Origin of the sequence: Variovorax sp. ZS18.2.2, assembly GCF_024701975.1 — a bacterium.
Lineage (GTDB): Bacteria > Pseudomonadota > Gammaproteobacteria > Burkholderiales > Burkholderiaceae_C > Variovorax.
On record NZ_JANLNM010000001.1, the window covers coordinates 67,203 to 84,801 of the forward strand.

General features: G+C 68.0%; 16 protein-coding genes. All 16 read left to right on the top strand.

Annotation, left to right across the window (positions count from 1 at the left end):
* Positions 1-4: 4 nt before the first annotated feature.
* The 16 genes from NU688_RS00330 to NU688_RS00405 all read left to right on the top strand — a co-directional run bounded on the left by NU688_RS00330 (position 5) and on the right by NU688_RS00405 (position 17,597).
* Entirely contained in the window at positions 5-1,630 is a 1,626-nt protein-coding gene (locus NU688_RS00330) for an AMP-binding protein (RefSeq protein ID WP_257858555.1), read from the top strand.
* Positions 1,627-2,799: a thiolase family protein gene (locus tag NU688_RS00335; protein WP_257858556.1), complete on the top strand. Its 1,173-nt coding sequence runs from the start codon at positions 1,627-1,629 to the stop codon at positions 2,797-2,799. Before NU688_RS00330 ends, NU688_RS00335 begins: the two co-directional genes overlap by 4 nt.
* Positions 2,796-4,049: an SDR family NAD(P)-dependent oxidoreductase gene (locus NU688_RS00340; protein WP_198788156.1), complete on the top strand. Its 1,254-nt coding sequence runs from the start codon at positions 2,796-2,798 to the stop codon at positions 4,047-4,049. Before NU688_RS00335 ends, NU688_RS00340 begins: the two co-directional genes overlap by 4 nt.
* A gap of 16 nt (positions 4,050-4,065) precedes the next feature.
* Entirely contained in the window at positions 4,066-4,878 is an 813-nt protein-coding gene (locus NU688_RS00345) for a cyclase family protein (protein WP_257858557.1), read from the top strand.
* Positions 4,875-5,600: an SDR family oxidoreductase gene (locus NU688_RS00350; RefSeq protein WP_257858558.1), complete on the top strand. Its 726-nt coding sequence runs from the start codon at positions 4,875-4,877 to the stop codon at positions 5,598-5,600. Before NU688_RS00345 ends, NU688_RS00350 begins: the two co-directional genes overlap by 4 nt.
* A 52-nt stretch (positions 5,601-5,652) precedes the next feature.
* The gene (locus tag NU688_RS00355) at positions 5,653-6,822 is read left to right on the top strand and encodes an ABC transporter substrate-binding protein (RefSeq protein ID WP_257858559.1); all 1,170 of its coding nucleotides are present in this window, start codon (positions 5,653-5,655) and stop codon (positions 6,820-6,822) included.
* Positions 6,823-6,863: 41 nt separating this feature from the next.
* Positions 6,864-8,009, top strand: a complete 1,146-nt coding sequence (locus NU688_RS00360; RefSeq protein ID WP_257858560.1) for an ABC transporter substrate-binding protein — start codon at positions 6,864-6,866, stop codon at positions 8,007-8,009.
* 21 nt (positions 8,010-8,030) lie between these two features.
* The gene (locus NU688_RS00365; protein WP_257858561.1) at positions 8,031-9,350 is read left to right on the top strand and encodes an aromatic ring-hydroxylating dioxygenase subunit alpha; all 1,320 of its coding nucleotides are present in this window, start codon (positions 8,031-8,033) and stop codon (positions 9,348-9,350) included.
* Positions 9,347-9,811 carry an aromatic-ring-hydroxylating dioxygenase subunit beta gene (locus NU688_RS00370; protein ID WP_257858562.1) on the top strand — a complete coding sequence of 155 codons (465 nt, stop codon included), beginning with the start codon at positions 9,347-9,349 and terminating at the stop codon, positions 9,809-9,811. The genes NU688_RS00365 and NU688_RS00370 overlap by 4 nt, the downstream gene beginning before the upstream one ends.
* 40 nt (positions 9,812-9,851) lie before the next feature.
* On the top strand, positions 9,852-11,015 hold the full coding sequence (locus tag NU688_RS00375) for an ABC transporter substrate-binding protein (RefSeq protein ID WP_257858563.1): 1,164 nt from the start codon (positions 9,852-9,854) through the stop codon (positions 11,013-11,015).
* 61 nt (positions 11,016-11,076) lie between these two features.
* Positions 11,077-12,132, top strand: coding sequence for a branched-chain amino acid ABC transporter permease (locus tag NU688_RS00380; protein WP_257858564.1), 1,056 nt, complete (start codon positions 11,077-11,079; stop codon positions 12,130-12,132).
* A complete protein-coding gene (locus NU688_RS00385; RefSeq protein ID WP_257858565.1) occupies positions 12,129-13,916 on the top strand; it encodes a branched-chain amino acid ABC transporter ATP-binding protein/permease in 1,788 nt (595 codons plus the stop codon). Before NU688_RS00380 ends, NU688_RS00385 begins: the two co-directional genes overlap by 4 nt.
* On the top strand, positions 13,913-14,644 hold the full coding sequence (locus NU688_RS00390) for an ABC transporter ATP-binding protein (protein ID WP_257858566.1): 732 nt from the start codon (positions 13,913-13,915) through the stop codon (positions 14,642-14,644). The genes NU688_RS00385 and NU688_RS00390 overlap by 4 nt, the downstream gene beginning before the upstream one ends.
* Positions 14,634-16,220: an ATP-dependent acyl-CoA ligase gene (locus NU688_RS00395; RefSeq protein ID WP_257858567.1), complete on the top strand. Its 1,587-nt coding sequence runs from the start codon at positions 14,634-14,636 to the stop codon at positions 16,218-16,220. Before NU688_RS00390 ends, NU688_RS00395 begins: the two co-directional genes overlap by 11 nt.
* A gap of 73 nt (positions 16,221-16,293) precedes the next feature.
* A complete protein-coding gene (locus tag NU688_RS00400) occupies positions 16,294-17,070 on the top strand; it encodes an SDR family NAD(P)-dependent oxidoreductase (RefSeq protein WP_257858568.1) in 777 nt (258 codons plus the stop codon).
* Entirely contained in the window at positions 17,067-17,597 is a 531-nt protein-coding gene (locus tag NU688_RS00405) for a MarR family winged helix-turn-helix transcriptional regulator (RefSeq protein ID WP_257858569.1), read from the top strand. Before NU688_RS00400 ends, NU688_RS00405 begins: the two co-directional genes overlap by 4 nt.
* Positions 17,598-17,599: the final 2 nt, after the last annotated feature.

Genomic DNA, 17,599 nt, shown 5'->3' on the forward strand with positions numbered 1-17,599 from the left:
CGCGATGCAACACGCCACCGTCCATCAAATTTTCGCGGCGACTGCCGAGCGCACGCCGGAGGCCGAGTTCCTGTTCACCGAATCGGTGACCGCTGCGGCCTACGGCATCGCGGCCGGCGCCATCCGCTGGGGTGAGGCTGCTGCCGAGGTCGAGCGACTGCGCACGGCCTACGCGCAAGCCGGCTATGGCCATGGCCACCGCGTCGGCCTGCTGTTGGAGAACCGGCCCGCGTTCCTCTTCCACTGGTTCGCACTCAATGCACTCGGCGTTAGCGTGGTGCCGATCAATGCCGAGATGCGATCGGCCGAATTGGCCTATCTGATCGGCCACAGCGAGATCGGCCTTGCCGTCACGCTGCCCGAGCGCGCGAACGACTTGCACGCAGCCGCGGCACAAGCTGGCGTGGACTTCGAAACGATGGGGCCGGACGACGCAGTGCTCAGCGCAAAGACCGCCGCGCCGCGCGCCCACGAGCCCATCAGCGTCGACACCGAATGCGGCCTGCTCTACACCTCGGGCACCACCGGGCGCCCCAAGGGTTGCATCCTGAGCAACGCGTACTTCCTGCGCGCAGGCGAGTGGTATGCCGCGCTCGATGGCGTCTGCAGCATCCGCCCCGACACTGAGCGCGTCATCACACCGCTGCCGCTCAACCACATGAACGCGATGGCGTTCTCCACCATGGTGGTGCTGGTGGCAGGCGGCTGCCTGGTGCAGCTCGACCGTTTCCATCCGAAGACCTGGCTGGCGAGCGCGCGCGAAAGTGGCGCGACGATCGTTCACTACCTCGGCGTGATGCCCGCGATGCTGCTCTCCGCACCTGCGTCGGCCGCCGACCGCGACCACGCGATCCGCTGGGGCTTCGGCGCTGGCGTGGACCGCAAGAACCACATACCGTTCGAAGAACGCTTCGGCTTCCCGCTGGTCGAGGCCTGGGCCATGACCGAGACCGGTGCGGCCGCCTGCATCATGGCCAACCGCGAGCCGCGCCTCGTGGGCACAAGCTGCTTTGGCCGGCAGGAAGACTTCGTGCAGATCCGCCTCGTCGGCGAGGACGGCAGCGACGTCGGCACCGATGCGCCGGGCGAACTGTTCGTGCGCTCGGCCGGCGACGACCCGAAGCGCTATTTCTTCTCCGGCTACCTGAAGGACGAGGAAGCCACGCACGAAGCCTGGGCCGATGGTTGGTTCCACACCGGCGACCTCGTGCGCCGCGACGCCGAAGGCAACTTCTTCTTCGTCGACCGCAAGAAGAACGTGATTCGCCGCAGCGGCGAGAACATCTCGGCCGTCGAGGTGGAGAGCGTGCTCAACCAGCACCCGGCCGTGAAGACCTCGGCCGTGGCCGCGACGCCCGACGCGGTGCGGGGCGACGAGGTGCTGGCCTGCATCGTGATGCGCGAAGACGCCGATGCATCGCAGCGCGAGCAGGTCGCAGCCAGCATCGTGCAGCACGCGCTCGCGCAGCTGGCCTATTACAAGGCGCCGGGCTACGTCGCCTTCGTCGATGCGCTGCCGCTCACGCCCTCCCAGAAGATCCAGCGCGGGCAACTGCGCGAGATGGCGCAGTCGCTGCCGGGGCAGGACCACTGCATCGACACCCGCTCGATGAAAAAGAGGCAAGCATGAGTCGCAACCGGCTTTCCTACGAAGGCGTCGCGGTGGCCGTGCCCATCACGGTGCCCTACGTGCGCTACTCCACGCACACCGCGCATTGGTTCATCGGGCAGGCCGTGCAGGCGCTGGTCGAAGCCAGCGGCGTCGCGAAGGAAGAGATCGATGGCCTGTGCTTGAGCAGCTTCTCGCTCGCGCCCGACACGGCCGTGGGCGTGACGCAGCATCTGGGCATGTCGCCGCGCTGGCTCGACCATGTGCCCACGGGAGGCGCCTCGGGCGTGATGTGCCTGCGCCGCGCCGCGCGCGCCGTGCAGGCGGGCGATGCCGACATCGTCGCCTGCGTGGGGGCAGACACCAACCACGTCGACTCCTTCCGCCAGACGCTCGGCAGCTTCAGCAATTTCGCGCGCGATGCGAGCTACCCCTACGGCTCGGGCGGGCCGAACTCGATCTTCGCGTTCATCACCGCTAACTACATGCGCACCTACGGCGCGAAGCGCGAGGACTTCGGCCGCATCTGCGTGGACCAGCGCACCAATGCGCTCGGCAATCCCAACGCGATGTTCAAGAAGGGCCTCACGCTCGACGAGTACATGGCCGCGCGGCCGATCTCCGACCCCATCCACCTGTTCGACTGCGTGATGCCCTGCGCGGGCGCCGACGCCTTCCTCGTGATGAGCGAGGAGCGCGCTCGCGAACTGGGCCTCGCGCATGTCGTGATCCGCGGTGCCATCGAGCGCCACAACGCCTACGCCGACGACCCGGTGATGGTGCAGGGCGGCTGGCGCAAGGACCGCGACGACCTCTACGCGCAGGCCGGCGTGCAGCCCGCCGCGCTCGACTTCGTGCAGACCTACGACGACTACCCCGTCATCGTGATGATGCAGTTCGAGGACCTGGGCTTCTGCGAGAAGGGCGAGGGCCCGGCCTTCGTGCAGTCGCACACCATGACCTTCGACGGCAGCTTTCCTAACAACACGAGCGGTGGCCAGCTATCTGCCGGGCAGGCCGGTGCGGCGGGTGGGTTCCTCGGCATGGTCGAGGCCATTCGCCAGTTGACCGATCAAGCCGACAAACGCGCCGTGCCGGACGCCCAACTCGGGCTCGTCGCCGGCTTCGGCATGGTGACCTACGACCGGTGCCTCTGTACAGGCGCGGTCATTCTGGGGAGACCGGCATGACCATGCCTTTGATGCGCCCCCCGCGCAAGAACCCGGTGCTGCGCACCCGGCAAATGAACCTGCCGCCCGGCGCGCGCGGCCGCGTGGCGCTCGGCCTCACGGCGGCCGCAGCCGAAGGCCGCTTCGAGCTGCAGACCTGCGAAGACTGCGGCACCGTGCAGTACCCGCCACGCGAGGTCTGCCACAAGTGCCTCTCCGCAGCGCTGCGCTGGCGCACGCAGAGCGGCGAGGGCGAACTGCTCGGCAGCACCACGCTGCACCACAGCAACGATCTGTTCTTCCGCGAGCGGCTGCCCTGGCGGCTGGGGCTGGTGCACCTGGATGCCGGCCCGACGCTCATGGTCCACCTGCACGGCGAGGTCGGCGATGCGCCCACGCGCGTGCGTGTCGGCGCCCGGCTCGACCGCGCGGGCCAGGCCGTTCTCATTGGTTTTCCGAATGAAGGGAGTGCCCACATGGCCGACGACAAGATGCTCCGAGAAATGACCAGCGACCCCAAGTTCCGCAAGGCGCTGGTGACCGACGGCAAGACCGAGACCGGACAGGCCATCGTGCGCGCACTGGTGAAGGCCGGCGCCGACATCGTCTGGGTCGGCCACGCCGAGCCCTGGAAGAAGATGGGCGACGGGCTGGACGACATCTCGGCGCTGCCGCAGGTGACGCTCGTGCCGCTGGACCTCACCAACGGCCGCCAGGTGACCGAGCTCGCAGGCTCCATCGGCGGCAAGGTCGATATCGTGATCAACAACGCCGAGGTGCATCGCACCTTCGGCATCGGCGCTCGCCGCGGCACTGATGTGGCCAAGGCCGAGATGGACATCAACTACTTCGGCTTGCTGCGCCTCGCGCAGGAATTCGGTCCCGCGCTCAAGGGCCGCTCGGCCGACGGCGCGACGGGCGCGACGGCGTGGGTCAACCTGCTGTCGATTTACGCGCTCAGCAACTTCCCGCCGCATGGCACCTTCAGCGCCTCGAAGGCGGCGGCGCATTCGCTCGCGCAGTGCCTACGCGCCGAGATGAGGCCGGCCGGTATCCGCGTGATCAATGTGTTCCCGGGGCCCATCGACGACGAATGGAACCAGCACACGCCGCCGCCCAAGCTGGCGCCCACCGCATTGGCCAACGCCATCGTGAAGGCGCTGCGCGATGGCGTCGAAGACGTCTATCCGGGCGACGTGGCGCAGGAGTGGCTGGAGCGCTGGCGCGACAACCCGAAGGTGCTCGAACGCGAGCTGGCCGCAGGCGGCTGAGAACAGGAGCCACACGATGACGACCACCACCGAACTGATATCCGCCGCCGAAATCCTCGGCGGCCTCGTGACCGCCATGGCGAGCGGTCGCATCCGCGTGATCGACCTCACGCAGACGCTCACGCCCGAATTCCCGCAGATCGCGCTGCCGCCCGAGATGGGCCAGTGCTGGCCCTTCCGCATCGAGGAAGTGTCGAAGTACGACGAGCGCGGCCCAGGCTGGTACTGGAACAACTTCTCCTGCGGCGAGCACACCGGTACGCACTTCGACGCGCCGATCCACTGGATCTCGGGACGCGACCTGCCGAACAATTCGGTCGACACCATCCCCGTGCAGAACTTCGTGGCGCCGGCCTGCGTGATCGACTGCTCGGCCGATGTGCAATCGAACGACGACTACCTGCTGAGCGTGGCCGACATCGAGCGCTACGAAGCTGCGCACGACCGCATTCCCAAGGGCGCCTGGGTGCTGATGCGCACCGACTGGTCCAAGCGCAGCGACCCTGAGGCCTACCAGAACTTCGACGAGACGGGCCAGCACACGCCCGGCCCGAGCACCGAGGCTGTGCGCTTCCTGGTGGAGCAGCGCGACGTGCTGGGCTTCGGCTCGGAGGCGATCGGCACGGATGCGGGGCAGGGCTATCACCTGCGGCCGCCGTACCCGTGTCATTACTACATGCATGGCGCGGGGCGCTATGGGCTGCAATGCCTGACCAATCTCGATCTGCTGCCGCCGTCCGGTGCGGTGCTGATCTGCCCGCCGCTCAAGATCGAGAAGGGCAGCGGCAGCCCGCTGCGCGTGCTGGCATTGGTGGGGGCTCAGGCATGACGCCGAAGGTCGCGGCCGTCACCGGCGGCAGCGCCGGCATCGGCAAGGCGATCTGCGAAGACCTGCTCGCGCAGGGCTACGAGGTGGTGTCGCTCGCGCGCCGCAAGGCCGAGATCGACCATCCGAAGCTGCACAGCCTGGAGGTCGACCTGAGCGACCGCGCGGCCACGGGCGAAGCGGTGCGCGAACTGGTCGAGCGCTTTGCGCCGACCACCATCGTCCACAACGCGGGCGTGATCCGCGCCGCCCTGCTGCCCGAGGTGAAGCTCGACGATCTGGATGCGCTGGTCGACCTGCACCTGGGCTGCGCGATCCAGCTCGTGCAGGGCGCACTGCCCGCCATGCGCGCGCAGCGCTTCGGCCGTGTGGTGCTGCTGTCGTCGCGCGCCGCGCTGGGCCTTGCGACCCGCACCAGTTATTCCGCGACCAAGGCCGGCATGTTGGGCATGGCCCGCACCTGGGCTCTGGAACTGGCCGCCGATGGCATCACGGTGAACGTGGTGGCGCCTGGCCCCATCCGCACCGACATGTTCTATGACGTCGTCGAAGCCGGCAGCGAGAAGGAACGCGCACTCGCCGCCTCCGTGCCCGTCAAGCGGCTGGGCGAATCGGCCGATGTGGCACGCGCCGTGCGTTTCTTCGCGGACCCTGACAACAGCTTCGTCACCGGCCAGGTGCTCTATGTCTGCGGCGGCACCAGTGTCGGCAGCCTGGCCCTCTAGTTTTCATTTCAGCGTTTCGTCTCGTTCAAAACATCACCTCTGGAGCATCGCCATGAAAGTCCTGAACCGATTCCGTGCCCTCGCGGGCATCGCCGTGGGCCTCGGCGCCTTGAGCGCCGTGGCAGGCGCGTGGGCCGCCGATCTCAAGGTCGGCTTCATCACGTCGCTCTCGGGGCCGGTGTCGTCGCTCGGCATTCCCTACGAGAAGGGCATGAAGGCCGCGCTCGCCTACAAGGCGGACCTGGGCGGCCGCAAGATCCAGCTGGTGCAGCTGGATGACGCCTCGGACCCGTCCACGGCCGCGCGCAATGCCCGCAAGATGATCGACGAGGACAAGGTCGACGTCATCATCGGCACGGCAGGATCGCCCGGCGCGTTAGCCATCGCCGGCGTGGCGCGCGAGACAAAAACGCCGCTGATCTCCATCGCCAACGCGAACCTGCCGGGCGAAGAGGGCTCGTGGATGGTCACGCTGCCGCAGCCTGCGCCGCTGATGGTGAGCGCGGTGGTCGAGCGCATGAAGAAATCGGGCGTGAAGACGGTCGGCTACATCGGCTTCTCCGACGCATGGGGCGACCTGGTGTACGACGCGCTACAGAAGAGCGCGGAGCCCGCGGGCATCAAGATCGTGTCGAACGAGCGCTATGCGCGCGCCGATTCGTCGGTGACCGGCCAGGTGCTCAAGATCGTGGCGCTGCGCCCCGATGCGGTGATCACCGGCACCTCGGGCACGCCCGGCGCGCTGCCCTACCTGGCGCTTGCGGAGCGCGGCTACAAGGGCCAGATCTACGGCATGCACGCGCTCATCAATCCTGACTTCGTGCGCGTCGGCGGCGCGGCCGTCGAAGGCCTGCTCGCACCCACCGGCCCGGTGATCGTGGCCGAGCAGTTGCCCAACGACAACCCGATCCGCAAGGTGTCGATGGACTTCCGCGCGGCCTACCAGAAGGCCAACGGCGCGCCGCCGACCGATGCCTTCTCGGCCTACACCTTCGACGCGTGGCTGCTGTACCTCGATGCGGCCCAACGCGCGCTCGCCACCAAGGCCGAACCGGGCACGCCGCAGTTCCGCCTTGCGTTGCGCGACGCCATCGTCAGCACCAAGGAGTTGGTGGGGACCCACAGCGTCTACAACTTCAAGCCGACCGACCGCTATGGATCGGATGAGCGTTCGCGGGTCGTCGTGAAGCTTGAAAAGGGCCAGTGGAAGCTGGTCCCCTGATTCAACGCACACCACACACCACACACGCTGGAGCAACCTCGATGAAAAAGAAAATCGCCCGCATCCTCGGCCTCACCGCCATCGCACTGGCAACTGCACAGGCCATGGCGGCCGACCTGAAGATCGGCTTCATCAGCTCGCTGTCGGGGCCCGTGGCCGCACTCGGCGTGCCCTACGAAAAGGGCATTCGCGCAGCCATTGCCGAGCGTCCGGAAATCGGCGGACGCAAGGTCCAGCTCATCGTGCTCGACGACGCCTCCGACCCGACCACCGCTGGCCGCAACGCCCGCAAGCTGGTGACGGAAGACAAGGTCGATGTGCTCATTGGCACCTCGGGCGTACCGGGCGCGATGGCCATCGCCTCGGTGGCGCGCGAGCTCAACACGCCGCTGATCTCGCCCACGCCGGTGACCATCGCCGGCCCCGAAGGGACGTGGACGGTGACGGTGTCGCAGCCGTTCCCGCTCATGGTCGCGGGCGTGGTGGACCGCATGCAGAAGTCCGGCGTGAAGACGGTGGCCTTCATCGGCTTTTCCGATGCGCTGGGCGACCTGGCTTACGACTCGCTGATGAAGAGCACGGCCGCCGCCGGCATCAAGGTGGTGGCGAACGAGCGCTATGCGCGCAGCGATTCGTCGGTGGCGGGGCAGATCCTGAAGATCGTCGCCGTGCGGCCCGATGCCGTGTTCGCAGGCAACTCCGGCACGCCTGGCGCGCTGCCCTACATCGCACTCGCCGAGCGTGGCTACAAGGGCAGGATCTACGGCACGCACGGGCTCATCAACGCCGACTTCGTGCGTGTGGGCGGCGCCTCCATCGAAGGCCTGCAGGTGCCGAGCGGCCCGGTGCTCGTGGCCGACCAGCTGCCCGACAGCAACCCCGTCAAGAAGGTGTCGATGGCCTTCCGCGCGGCCTACCAGAAGGTGAACGGCGCGGTGCCGACCGATGCCTTCTCCTCGTACACCTACGACGCCTACCTGCTGCTGGCCGACGCCGCCTCGCGCACCAAGGGCGAGCCCGGCACGCCGCAGTACCGCACCGCGCTGCGCGACGCCATCGTGAGCACGAAGGAGCTGGTGGGCACGCACGGCATCTACACCTTCAGGCCCGACGACCGCTATGGCTCCGACCAGCGCGGCGTAGTGATCGTGCAGATGAACAAGGGCCAGTGGAAGCTGGTCCCCTGACCGAAACCTGAGCGCCCGCCGATGACCAGCTACCGCCATCATCCCGACCGCATCGCCGCCCTGGTGCAGGACGACCGCGTGCACCGCGACCTGTACCTGAGCGAGGAGATCTTCGCGCTCGAGCAGGAGCGCCTGTTCGCGAACACCTGGGTCTTCCTCGGCCATGCGAGCCAGGTGCCAGAGGCGGGCGACTTCGTGACGCAAGAGGTCGCGGGCCGGCCGCTGCTGATGGTGCGACAGCCCGACGGCGCGGTGCACGTCATGTACAACCGCTGCGCCCACAAGGGCACGCAACTGGTGACGGACGAGAGCGGCAACACCGGCCGGTTCTTTCGCTGCCCGTACCACGCGTGGACCTACAAGCTCGACGGTGCGCCGCTCGGCCTGCCGCTGAAGGCGGGCTACGAAGGCACGCAGCTCAGGGCCTGCGAATCGGGGCAGGGGCTTTCCGTGGTGAAGCATGTGAAGGTCTACCGCGACTTCGTGTTCGTGCGCCTGGCCGACACCGGCCCCGCGTTCGAGGACTACTTCGGCGAGGTGCTCGGCGCCATCGACAACATGGTCGACCGCTCTCCCGAAGGCAAGCTCACCGTGGGTGGCGGCGTGCTGCGCAACATCGTCCACTGCAACTGGAAGATGTACCTGGAGAACATCAACGACACGGTGCATCCGATGTCGACGCACGAGTCGGCCACCCAGGCGGCCGAGGCGCTGTGGGAGGGCCATGCGCCCACCGATCCCAAGCCGATGGCGATGGAGCAGATCCTGCCCTTCGGCTCGGGCTACGAGTTTTTCGACAGGATGGGCGGGCGGGTGTTCGCCAACGGGCACAGCGTGCTGGGCGTGAACTTCAGCATCCACTCCAACTATGCGCAGTTGCCAGAGTACGAGGCCGCGATGCAGGCCGCGCACGGCGTTGAACGCGCAGCCGACATCCTGCAGCGCTCGCCGCAGAACTCGGTCTTTTATCCGAGCCTGTCGGTGAAGGGCTCGCCGCAGGCCATCCGCGTGATCCGTCCGCTGGCTGCCGACCGCACGCTGATCGAAGCCTGGAGCTTCCGCGCGGCCGGTGCGCCCGCGCTGCTGTTCGAGCGCGCGATGAGCTACAACCGGCTCGTGTTCTCGCCGATGTCGGTGGTGGCGCACGACGACGTGCATCTGTTCGAGAGCATCCAGCAGGGCCTGCGCGCCGGCGGCAACGAGTGGGTGAGCCTGCACCGCAACTTCGATGCGGCCGAGCTCGCGCAATCGACCATCACCACCAACGGCACGAACGAGCTGCTCATGCGCAACCAGTTCCGCGCCTGGGCGAAGGCGATGGCGTCGGAGGTTGCGGCATGAACGACCCGCGCGATTTCATTGCCCACGAGGCCGCCTTGCTCGACGAGCGGCGCTTCGACGACTGGCTGGCACTGTTCTGCGAAGACGGCCACTACTGGGTGCCGCTGCTCGGCGCGGCGCAGGTCGATCCGTTCTCGCACAACTCGCTGACCTACGAAGACCGGCTGCTGCTGCAACTGCGCGTGGACCGCCTCAAGAACCCGCGCGCGCATTCGCAGCACCCCGCGAGCCACAGCCAGCATGTGCTGCAGCCCTCGCGCATCGAGAGCGAGACGGCCGACGAAGCGCACCTGCGCACACCGTTTCTCTATGTCGAGGCGCGCGGCGAATCCCAGATCTTGTTGAGCGGCACCGCGCGCCACCACCTCGTGCACACGCCGGCTGGCTGGGCCATCCGCCAGAAGCGCATCAACCTGCTCAATGCCGCACGCGCGTTGCCGGCCATCCAGTTGTTCATCTGAGTTACCTGTTCATTCCAACCATCCTCACCGGAGCTACGACATGAAGAGCCTGATGCTGACCCTCACGCGCGGTGCCCTCGCCGCGGCGCTGACCGCCTGCGGCGTTGCGAGCGTTCTCGCGGCCGATCTCAAGGTCGGCCTGAGCGTGTCGCTCTCGGGGCCGAACTCCTCGCTGGGCGTGCCCTATGCGAAGGGCATGCAGGCCGCGCTGGCGTACAAGCCCGAGATCAACGGTCGCAAGGTGCAGCTCATCGTGCTGGACGACGGCTCCGACCCGACCACCGCCGGGCGCAATGCGCGCAAGCTCGTTGAAGAGGAAAAGGTCGATGTGCTCATGGGCACTTCGGGCGTGCCGGCCGCCATTGCAATGGCGCAGGTCGGCCGCGATGCGAAGACGCCGATGATCGGCCTCACGCCCATCCTGCTCGACCCCAACGAGAACCCGTGGGTCATGACGGTCGCGCAGCCCACGCAGCTGATGATCGATGCGGTGGTCGAGCGCATGAAGCGCAACAACGTGAAGACCGTGGGCTACATCGGCTTCACCGACGCCTGGGGCGACCTGGTGTACGACGCGCTCATGAAGGCCGCGCCCGGCGCCGGCATCAAGGTGGTGAGCAACGAACGCTATGCGCGCGCCGATGCCTCGGTAACCGGCCAGGTGCTCAAGATCGTGGCGCTGCGCCCCGACGCGGTGATGACCGGCGGCGCCGGCACGCCGGGCGCGCTGCCGTTCCTCGCGCTGCAGGAGCGCGGCTACAAGGGCGGCGTGTATGGCCAGCACGGGCTCATCAACCCCGACTTCGTGCGCGTGGTCGGCGCTGCCGGCCAGAACGCGCTGATGCCTACCGGCCCGGTGATCGTCGCCGAGCAACTGCCGGACAGCTACCCGACCAAGAAGATCGCGACCGAATTCCGCGCCGTGTTCCAGAAGGTCAACAACGCGCCGACCAGCGATGCCTTCTCGGCCTATTCCTTCGACGGCTGGCTGGTGTTCGCCGACGCCGCCTCGCGCGCCATGAAGAAAGCCGAGCCGGGAACCGCCGAGTTCCGCGTGGCGCTGCGCGATGCCATCTTCAGCACCAAGGAAGTGGTGGGCACGCACGGCGTCTACAGCTTCAAGCCCGGCAGCCTCTACGGCGTTGACGAGCGTGCACGCGTGATCGTCAAGCTCGACAACGGCCATTGGAAGCTCGCACCTTGATCAATGTCCCGTTCCCGAAGAAGAGAAGAAAAAAGATGAAAGCAACGCCTGAGGTTTTCCTATGACGTGGGACGTCGCGCTGATCCTCATCACCGACGGCCTGGCCAACGGTGCCGTCTATCTGCTGGCCGGCCTCGGGTTGGTGCTGATCTTTTCCGTGACGCGGGTGGTGTTCGTGCCGTTCGGCGACATCGCGGCCTTCGCGGCCCTGTCGCTCGCGGCCTTCGAAACCGGCCGTGTGCCGGCCACTATCGGCATGGTGGCGGTGCTCGCGGTGCTGGCGCTGGCGACGGAAATCGGCAGCCTGCTGCGCCGCGGCGAGGCCGCGCACATTCCGAAGGCGGTGCTGATGTGGGGCGTGCTGCCGGCGATTCCGTGCGTGCTCGCGTGGATCGCGGCGCGGCCGGGCGTGCCGGTGGCGGTGCACATCGCGGTGGCTGTGCTGCTGGTGGTGCCGATCGCGCCGCTGCTCGCACGGGTGGTGTTCCAGCCGATCGCCGACGCGTCGGTGCTGGTGCTGTTGATCGTGTCGCTCGCGCTGCACTTCCTGCTCTCGGGCCTGGGCCTGCTGTTCTTCGGCCCTGAAGGTTCGCGCACCACGCCATTAACGAGCGCGGTGTTCACGTTGGGCGACGGGTTCACGGTCAGCGGCCAGGTGGTGCTGATGGTGGGCGCGGCGATCGTGCTGAGCGGGCTGTTCTTTCTGGTGTTCGAGCGCACGGTGGCCGGCAAGGCGCTGCGTGCGACCGCGGTGAACCGGGTGGGGGCGCGGCTGGTCGGCATCCGGCCGGTGCGCACCGCGCTGCTGGCCTATGGCTGCGCCTCGCTGCTCGCCGGCCTCATTGGCGTGCTCATCGCACCGGTGACGACCATGTACTACGACTCCGGTTTCATCATCGGGCTGAAGGCCTTCGTGGCCGCGATCATCGGCGGGCTCGTGAGCTACCCGATGACGGCTGTGGGCGCGCTCGCGGTCGGCGTGGTGGAGAGCTTCGCGTCGTTCTGGAGCGGGGCGTTGAAAGACGTGATCGTGTTTAGCCTGCTGATCCCGGTGCTCATGCTGCGCTCCTTCATGGCGGCCCATTCGGAAGAGGAAGAAGACGAGGTGGACCAATGAACGGCAACCGCAAACGCATGCTGTGGATCGCCGCGGTAATCGTCGTTCTGGCGCTGGTGCCGGCGGTGGCGGGCAGCTTCACGGTCTCGCTGCTCAACGACATCGGCATCGGCGCGCTCGTGGCGCTCGGGCTGGTGCTTCTTACGGGCGTGGGCGGCGCGACCTCGTTCGGGCAGGCGGCCTTCGTCGGCATCGCGGCCTATGCGACGGCGTGGCTCACGACCGCGCAAGGCATGTCGCCGTGGATCGGCCTGTTGTTCGCGTTGCTGCTCACGGGTATCTCGGCACTCGCCATCGGCATGCTGACGCTGCGGCTCGGCGGGCACTTCCTGCCGCTCAGCACCATCGCGTGGGGACTGTCGATCGCGATGCTGTTCGGCAACGTCGATGCGCTCGGCCGCCACACGGGCCTGTCGAACATTCCGGCGCTGCAGGTCGCGGGCTGGTCGCTGGCCGATCCTCGGTCGATGTACTACCTGATCTGGGTGGTGGTCGGGCTGGCGTGCTTGTTCAGCCACAACCTGCTGCAGTCGCGACCGGGCCGCGCGATTCGCGGGCTGCGCGGCGGGGCAACGCTGCTGGCGAGCGTGGGGGCAGATGCGTACCGCGTGCGGCTCACGCTGTTCGTGACGGCCGCGCTGTTCGCGGGGCTGGCGGGCTGGCTCTATGCGCACATGAACCGCTTCGTGAGCCCGTCGCCCTTCGATGTGCGCGCGAGCATCGAGTACCTGCTGATGGCGGTAGCTGGCGGGCTCGGCCAACTGGCCGGGGCGCTGGTGGGCGCCGCGCTGGTGCTGGTGTTGAAGAACGGGCTGCAGGACGTGCTGCCGATGCTCACGCAGCGTGCCGGGCAACTGGAGGCCGTGGCCTTCGCCGCGCTTTTCATCCTGCTGCTGCACTTTGCGCGTGGTGGGTTGATGGGATTGCTGCGGCGCTGGACGCGTCGTCGTGGTGGCACGCAGGGTGTATCGCGCCACGATGCACCGCCGGTCGATCCGCTGCCGCATCGCCAACTGCCGGCGCGCGGCACGCAGGTGCTGTCGGTGAATGGCGCGGTCAAGCGCTTCGGCGGGCTGGTGGCAGTGAACGACGTGAGCTTCGACGTGAAGGCCGGCGAGATCGTCGGGCTGATCGGGCCGAACGGCGCGGGCAAGTCGACCATGTTCAACCTGCTGACCTGCACGCTGCCGATGACCTCGGGGCAGGTGCGCTTCCTCGACCACGACATCGCCGGCATGCCGCAGCGGCAGGTGGCGCGGCTGGGCCTGGCGCGCACCTTCCAGCACGTGAAGCTCCGGCCGCACATGAGCCTGCTGGACAACGTGGCGCTGGGCGCGCATTCGCGCACGCGCTCGGGCATCCTGAAGGCGGGCCTGCGGCTCGATCGTAAGGAGGAGATGCAGATCCTGCAGGAGGCGCAGCGCCAGCTCGACCGCATCGGGCTTGGCGACCGCGTGCACGAGATCGCGGGCAGCCTGCCGCTGGGCACGCAGCGCATCCTGGAGATCGCTCGCGCGCTGGCCGCCGACCCGGTGCTGCTGGTGCTCGACGAGCCCGCGGCGGGCCTGCGTCGCAAGGAAAAGATGGCGCTCGGCGACCTGCTGCGCAAGCTCCGCGAGGAGGGCGTGACCATCCTGATCGTCGAACACGACATGGACTTCGTGATGAAACTGGTGGACCGGCTGGTGGTGATGAACTTCGGCTCCAAGCTCGTGGAGGGCGTGCCGTCGGCGGTGCGCGCGGACGAGCGTGTGCAGGCGGCTTACCTGGGGAGCGTTGTATGACTGCGATGCTGGAGATCGGCGACCTGCATGTGTCGTATGGGCAGGTGGAGGCGGTGCGCGGTGTATCGCTCGACCTGCAGCCCGGGCAGATCATTTCGGTGATCGGGCCGAATGGCGCGGGGAAGACAACGCTGCTGGCGGCCGCCATGGGGCTCCTGCCGTGCAAGGGCACGCTGCGCTTCGAGGGCGAAGACCTGCAGGGACTCGACGTGGAGGCACGCGTGGAGCGCGGCCTGTGCCTCGTGCCCGAGAAGCGCGAGCTGTTCGGCGAACTCACCGTGCTCGACAACCTGCAGCTCGGTGCTTACGCCAAGCGGCTGCGCGGCGATGCGATGAAGCGGCAGCTGCAGTCGGTGTACGACCGCTTCCCACGACTGGCGGAGCGCCGCGCGCAACGCGCCGACACGCTCTCGGGCGGCGAGCGGCAGATGCTGGCGGTGGGGCGCGCGCTGATGTCGGCGCCGCGCCTCTTGATGCTCGACGAACCCAGCCTGGGCCTTGCGCCGCTGATCGTGCGGGATATCCTCACCATCGTGCGGAAGCTGCGTGAAGACGGCGTGTCGATCCTGCTGGTGGAGCAGAACGCCCGCGCGGCGCTCGAAAGCTCGGACGAGGGCTATGTGCTGGAGACGGGCGAGATCGCGCTCTCGGGCGCCTCGGCCGAGCTGGCGAGCGACCCGCGCGTGCAAGCGACGTACCTCGGCGGAGGCACGCACGATGACGAGTGAGGTGCGCGCCGTGCCGCCCGCGCAGCGCACGCTGCCGGCGATGCTGCAGCGGCAAGCGGCGCTGTTCGGTGCGCGCCCGCTGTTGCGGATCGCGGGCCGGCAGTGGACGCATGGTGACGCGGTCGAAGCGGCCGCGATGTGCGCCGGTGCACTGGCGCAGGCTGGCGTGGCGCGCGGCGATCGCATCGCGGTGATGTGCGGCAACCGCATCGAGTTTCTCGAAACTTTTCTCGGTGCCGGATGGCTCGGCGCTTCGGTCGTGCCGGTCAACACGGCGTCGATGGGGCCGCAGATCGAATACTTCCTGGCCAACAGCGCGGCGAAGCTGTTGGTGATCGAGGCGGGTTTTCTTGAGCGCCTCAAGACGGCCGATCTCGGGCGCACTGCGTTGCGCGATGTGTGGGTGGTGGGCGAGGGTGCTGCTTCGTGGGAGCCGCCCGCCGGCGTGCGCGTCTCGAACTTCCCGGAAGGTTCGGAGGCCATTGCGCCCGCCGATGTGCAGCCGGGCGATCCGCTCGCCATCCTCTACACCTCGGGCACCACCGGTCCGGCCAAGGGCGTGATCTGCCCGCATGCGCAGTACTTCTGGTGGGGCGTGAACAGTGCCGAGGTGCTCGGTGTCGGGCGCGACGACGTGCTGTGCACCACGCTGCCGCTCTTTCACATCAACGCGCTCAACACTTTCGCGCAGGCGGCGATGACCGGGGCCGAGGTGGTGTTCGAGCCGCGCTTCTCGGCCTCGGGCTTCTGGCCGTCGATGCGTGCGAGCGGCGCCACCGTGGTCTACCTCCTCGGCGCGATGGTGCCGATCCTGCTCGCGCAGCCCGAAGGAGAGGGAGAGCGCGATCACCGCGTGCGCATCGGGCTCGGGCCGGGCGTGCCGTCGGCGGCGGGGCAGGCGTTCAAGGCGCGCACGGGCGTGTCGCTGCTCGAAGGCTACGGCTCGACGGAAACCAATTTCGCGATCGCCACCGCGCCGGACTCGCCGCGTGGCGGAGTCATGGGCTGGTTGCGGCCCGGCTTCCAGGCCTGCGTGGCCGATGAGGACGACGTGGCGCTGCCGCCCGGCGAGGCCGGCGAACTGCTGCTGCGCGCGGACGAGCCGTATGCCTTTGCGAGCGGCTACTTCAACATGCCGGAGAAGACGGTCGAAGCCTGGCGCAACCTGTGGTTCCACACGGGTGACCGCGTGGTGCGGGATGCGGACGGCGCGTTTCGTTTCGTGGACCGCATCAAGGACGCGATCCGCCGGCGCGGCGAGAACATCTCTTCGTTCGAGGTGGAGCAGGTGCTGTTGAGTCACCCCGGTGTGGCCTCGTGCGCCGTGTATCCCGTGCGCTCCGAGCTGGCCGAAGACGAGGTGATGGCCGCGCTGGTCGTGCGCGAAGGCGAGCACATCGATCCCGTGGAGCTGTCGCGCTTCTGCGAGGGCCGCCTGCCGTACTTCGCGGTGCCGCGTTACATCGACGTGCTGCCCGACCTGCCGCGGACAGAGAACGGCAAGGTGCAGAAGTTCAAGCTGCGCGAGCGCGGCGTCGGGCCGCAGACCTGGGACGGTCGGCCCGCGAGGCCGTAAGGCGGCCGTTTCATGTGCTGACAGGCCGGCGGGCGGAGATTGTTAAAATGATTCAGAACTAAAACATTCAGGTATGCAATCAAATTTACTCACTGGCCGTCACGCACTCGTGACCGGCGCTGCGCGCGGCATCGGTGCGGAGATCGCACGCACGCTGGCCGCCGAGGGCGCCGTACTGACGCTGCTGGGGCGTGACCGCGAAGCGCTGCAGCGCGTGGCCGATACGCTCACAGGCAGCGGCCATGGCGTGGCCGCCGCCGATGTGGCGGACCCGGAAGGCGTGCAGGCCGCTTTCGCGCAGGCCCGTGCGGCGCGGGGCCCGATCGTCATCCTCGTCAACAACGCGGGTGCCGCCGAGAGCGCGCCGTTCCTCAAGACCTCAGTCGATCTCTGGCAGCGGATGCTGTCGGTGAACCTCACCGGCAGCTTCCTGTGCGCGCAGGCCGCACTGCCGGACATGCTCGAAGCCGGCTGGGGTCGTATCGTCAACATCGCGAGTACGGCGGGGCAGAAAGGCTACGCCTACGTCTCGGCCTACACCGCGGCCAAGCACGGCGTGATCGGCCTCACGCGCTCGCTCGCGCTCGAAGTGGCGCGCAAGGGCATCACGGTGAATGCCGTGTGCCCCGGCTATACCGACACCGACATCCTGCGCAACAGCGTCGCCAACGTGGTCGGCAAGACCGGGCGCAGCGAGGCCGATGCGCTGGCGGAGTTCTCCAGCGTGAACCCGCAGAAGCGCATCGTGCAGCCATCCGAGGTGGCCGACGCCGTGCGTTGGCTGTGCGGCGAAGGCGCGGCCTCGGTCACCGGCCAATCGATCTCGGTCTCGGGAGGAGAAGTGACATGACACGCAACGACGCCTCGCACGCCGCACTGAGCGACGCCGAAGAACTCGGTCACGAAGCACGCGCCGGTCATGAAGACCACGCGATGCTCAAGCTGTGGCTGCGCATGCTCGCGAGCACCACGCAGATCGAGGCCGAGATCCGCCGCCGTCTGCGCGAGCGCTTCGGCATCTCGCTCGCGCGCTTCGACTACATGGCGCAGCTCTACCGCTACAAGGACGGGCTCAAGATGCGCGTGCTGTCGCGCTACCTCATGGTGACCGGCGGCAACGTGACCGGGCTGACCGATGAGCTCGAACGCGAAGGCATGGTGGCCCGCGCGCCCAGCCCCGACGACCGCCGCGCATGGATCGTGAGCCTCACGCCCGCGGGGCGGCGCACCTTCGAGACGATGGCGAGTGAGCACGAGCAGTGGATTCTCGAGATGTTCTCGGGCCTCGACATGAAGACGGTCAAGCAGATGCACAGCCAGCTCGGACTGCTGCGCGTGCATGTGATGCGCGGCGAGGCAGCCGGCGAGGAGGCGTGAGC

Excerpts from the sequence above, each read along its gene's own strand:
- NU688_RS00365 (WP_257858561.1), top strand. The coding sequence starts at position 8,031 with ATGACCAGCTACCGCCATCATCCCGACCGCATCGCCGCCCTGGTGCAG.
- NU688_RS00395 (WP_257858567.1), top strand. The coding sequence starts at position 14,634 with ATGACGAGTGAGGTGCGCGCCGTGCCGCCCGCGCAGCGCACGCTGCCG.
- NU688_RS00345 (WP_257858557.1), top strand. The coding sequence starts at position 4,066 with ATGACGACCACCACCGAACTGATATCCGCCGCCGAAATCCTCGGCGGC.
- NU688_RS00355 (WP_257858559.1), top strand. The coding sequence starts at position 5,653 with ATGAAAGTCCTGAACCGATTCCGTGCCCTCGCGGGCATCGCCGTGGGC.
- NU688_RS00380 (WP_257858564.1), top strand. The coding sequence starts at position 11,077 with ATGACGTGGGACGTCGCGCTGATCCTCATCACCGACGGCCTGGCCAAC.
- NU688_RS00385 (WP_257858565.1), top strand. The coding sequence starts at position 12,129 with ATGAACGGCAACCGCAAACGCATGCTGTGGATCGCCGCGGTAATCGTC.
- NU688_RS00370 (WP_257858562.1), top strand. The coding sequence starts at position 9,347 with ATGAACGACCCGCGCGATTTCATTGCCCACGAGGCCGCCTTGCTCGAC.
- NU688_RS00340 (WP_198788156.1), top strand. The coding sequence starts at position 2,796 with ATGACCATGCCTTTGATGCGCCCCCCGCGCAAGAACCCGGTGCTGCGC.
- NU688_RS00375 (WP_257858563.1), top strand. The coding sequence starts at position 9,852 with ATGAAGAGCCTGATGCTGACCCTCACGCGCGGTGCCCTCGCCGCGGCG.
- NU688_RS00335 (WP_257858556.1), top strand. The coding sequence starts at position 1,627 with ATGAGTCGCAACCGGCTTTCCTACGAAGGCGTCGCGGTGGCCGTGCCC.
- NU688_RS00405 (WP_257858569.1), top strand. The coding sequence starts at position 17,067 with ATGACACGCAACGACGCCTCGCACGCCGCACTGAGCGACGCCGAAGAA.
- NU688_RS00390 (WP_257858566.1), top strand. The coding sequence starts at position 13,913 with ATGACTGCGATGCTGGAGATCGGCGACCTGCATGTGTCGTATGGGCAG.
- NU688_RS00350 (WP_257858558.1), top strand. The coding sequence starts at position 4,875 with ATGACGCCGAAGGTCGCGGCCGTCACCGGCGGCAGCGCCGGCATCGGC.
- NU688_RS00360 (WP_257858560.1), top strand. The coding sequence starts at position 6,864 with ATGAAAAAGAAAATCGCCCGCATCCTCGGCCTCACCGCCATCGCACTG.
- NU688_RS00400 (WP_257858568.1), top strand. The coding sequence starts at position 16,294 with ATGCAATCAAATTTACTCACTGGCCGTCACGCACTCGTGACCGGCGCT.
- NU688_RS00330 (WP_257858555.1), top strand. The coding sequence starts at position 5 with ATGCAACACGCCACCGTCCATCAAATTTTCGCGGCGACTGCCGAGCGC.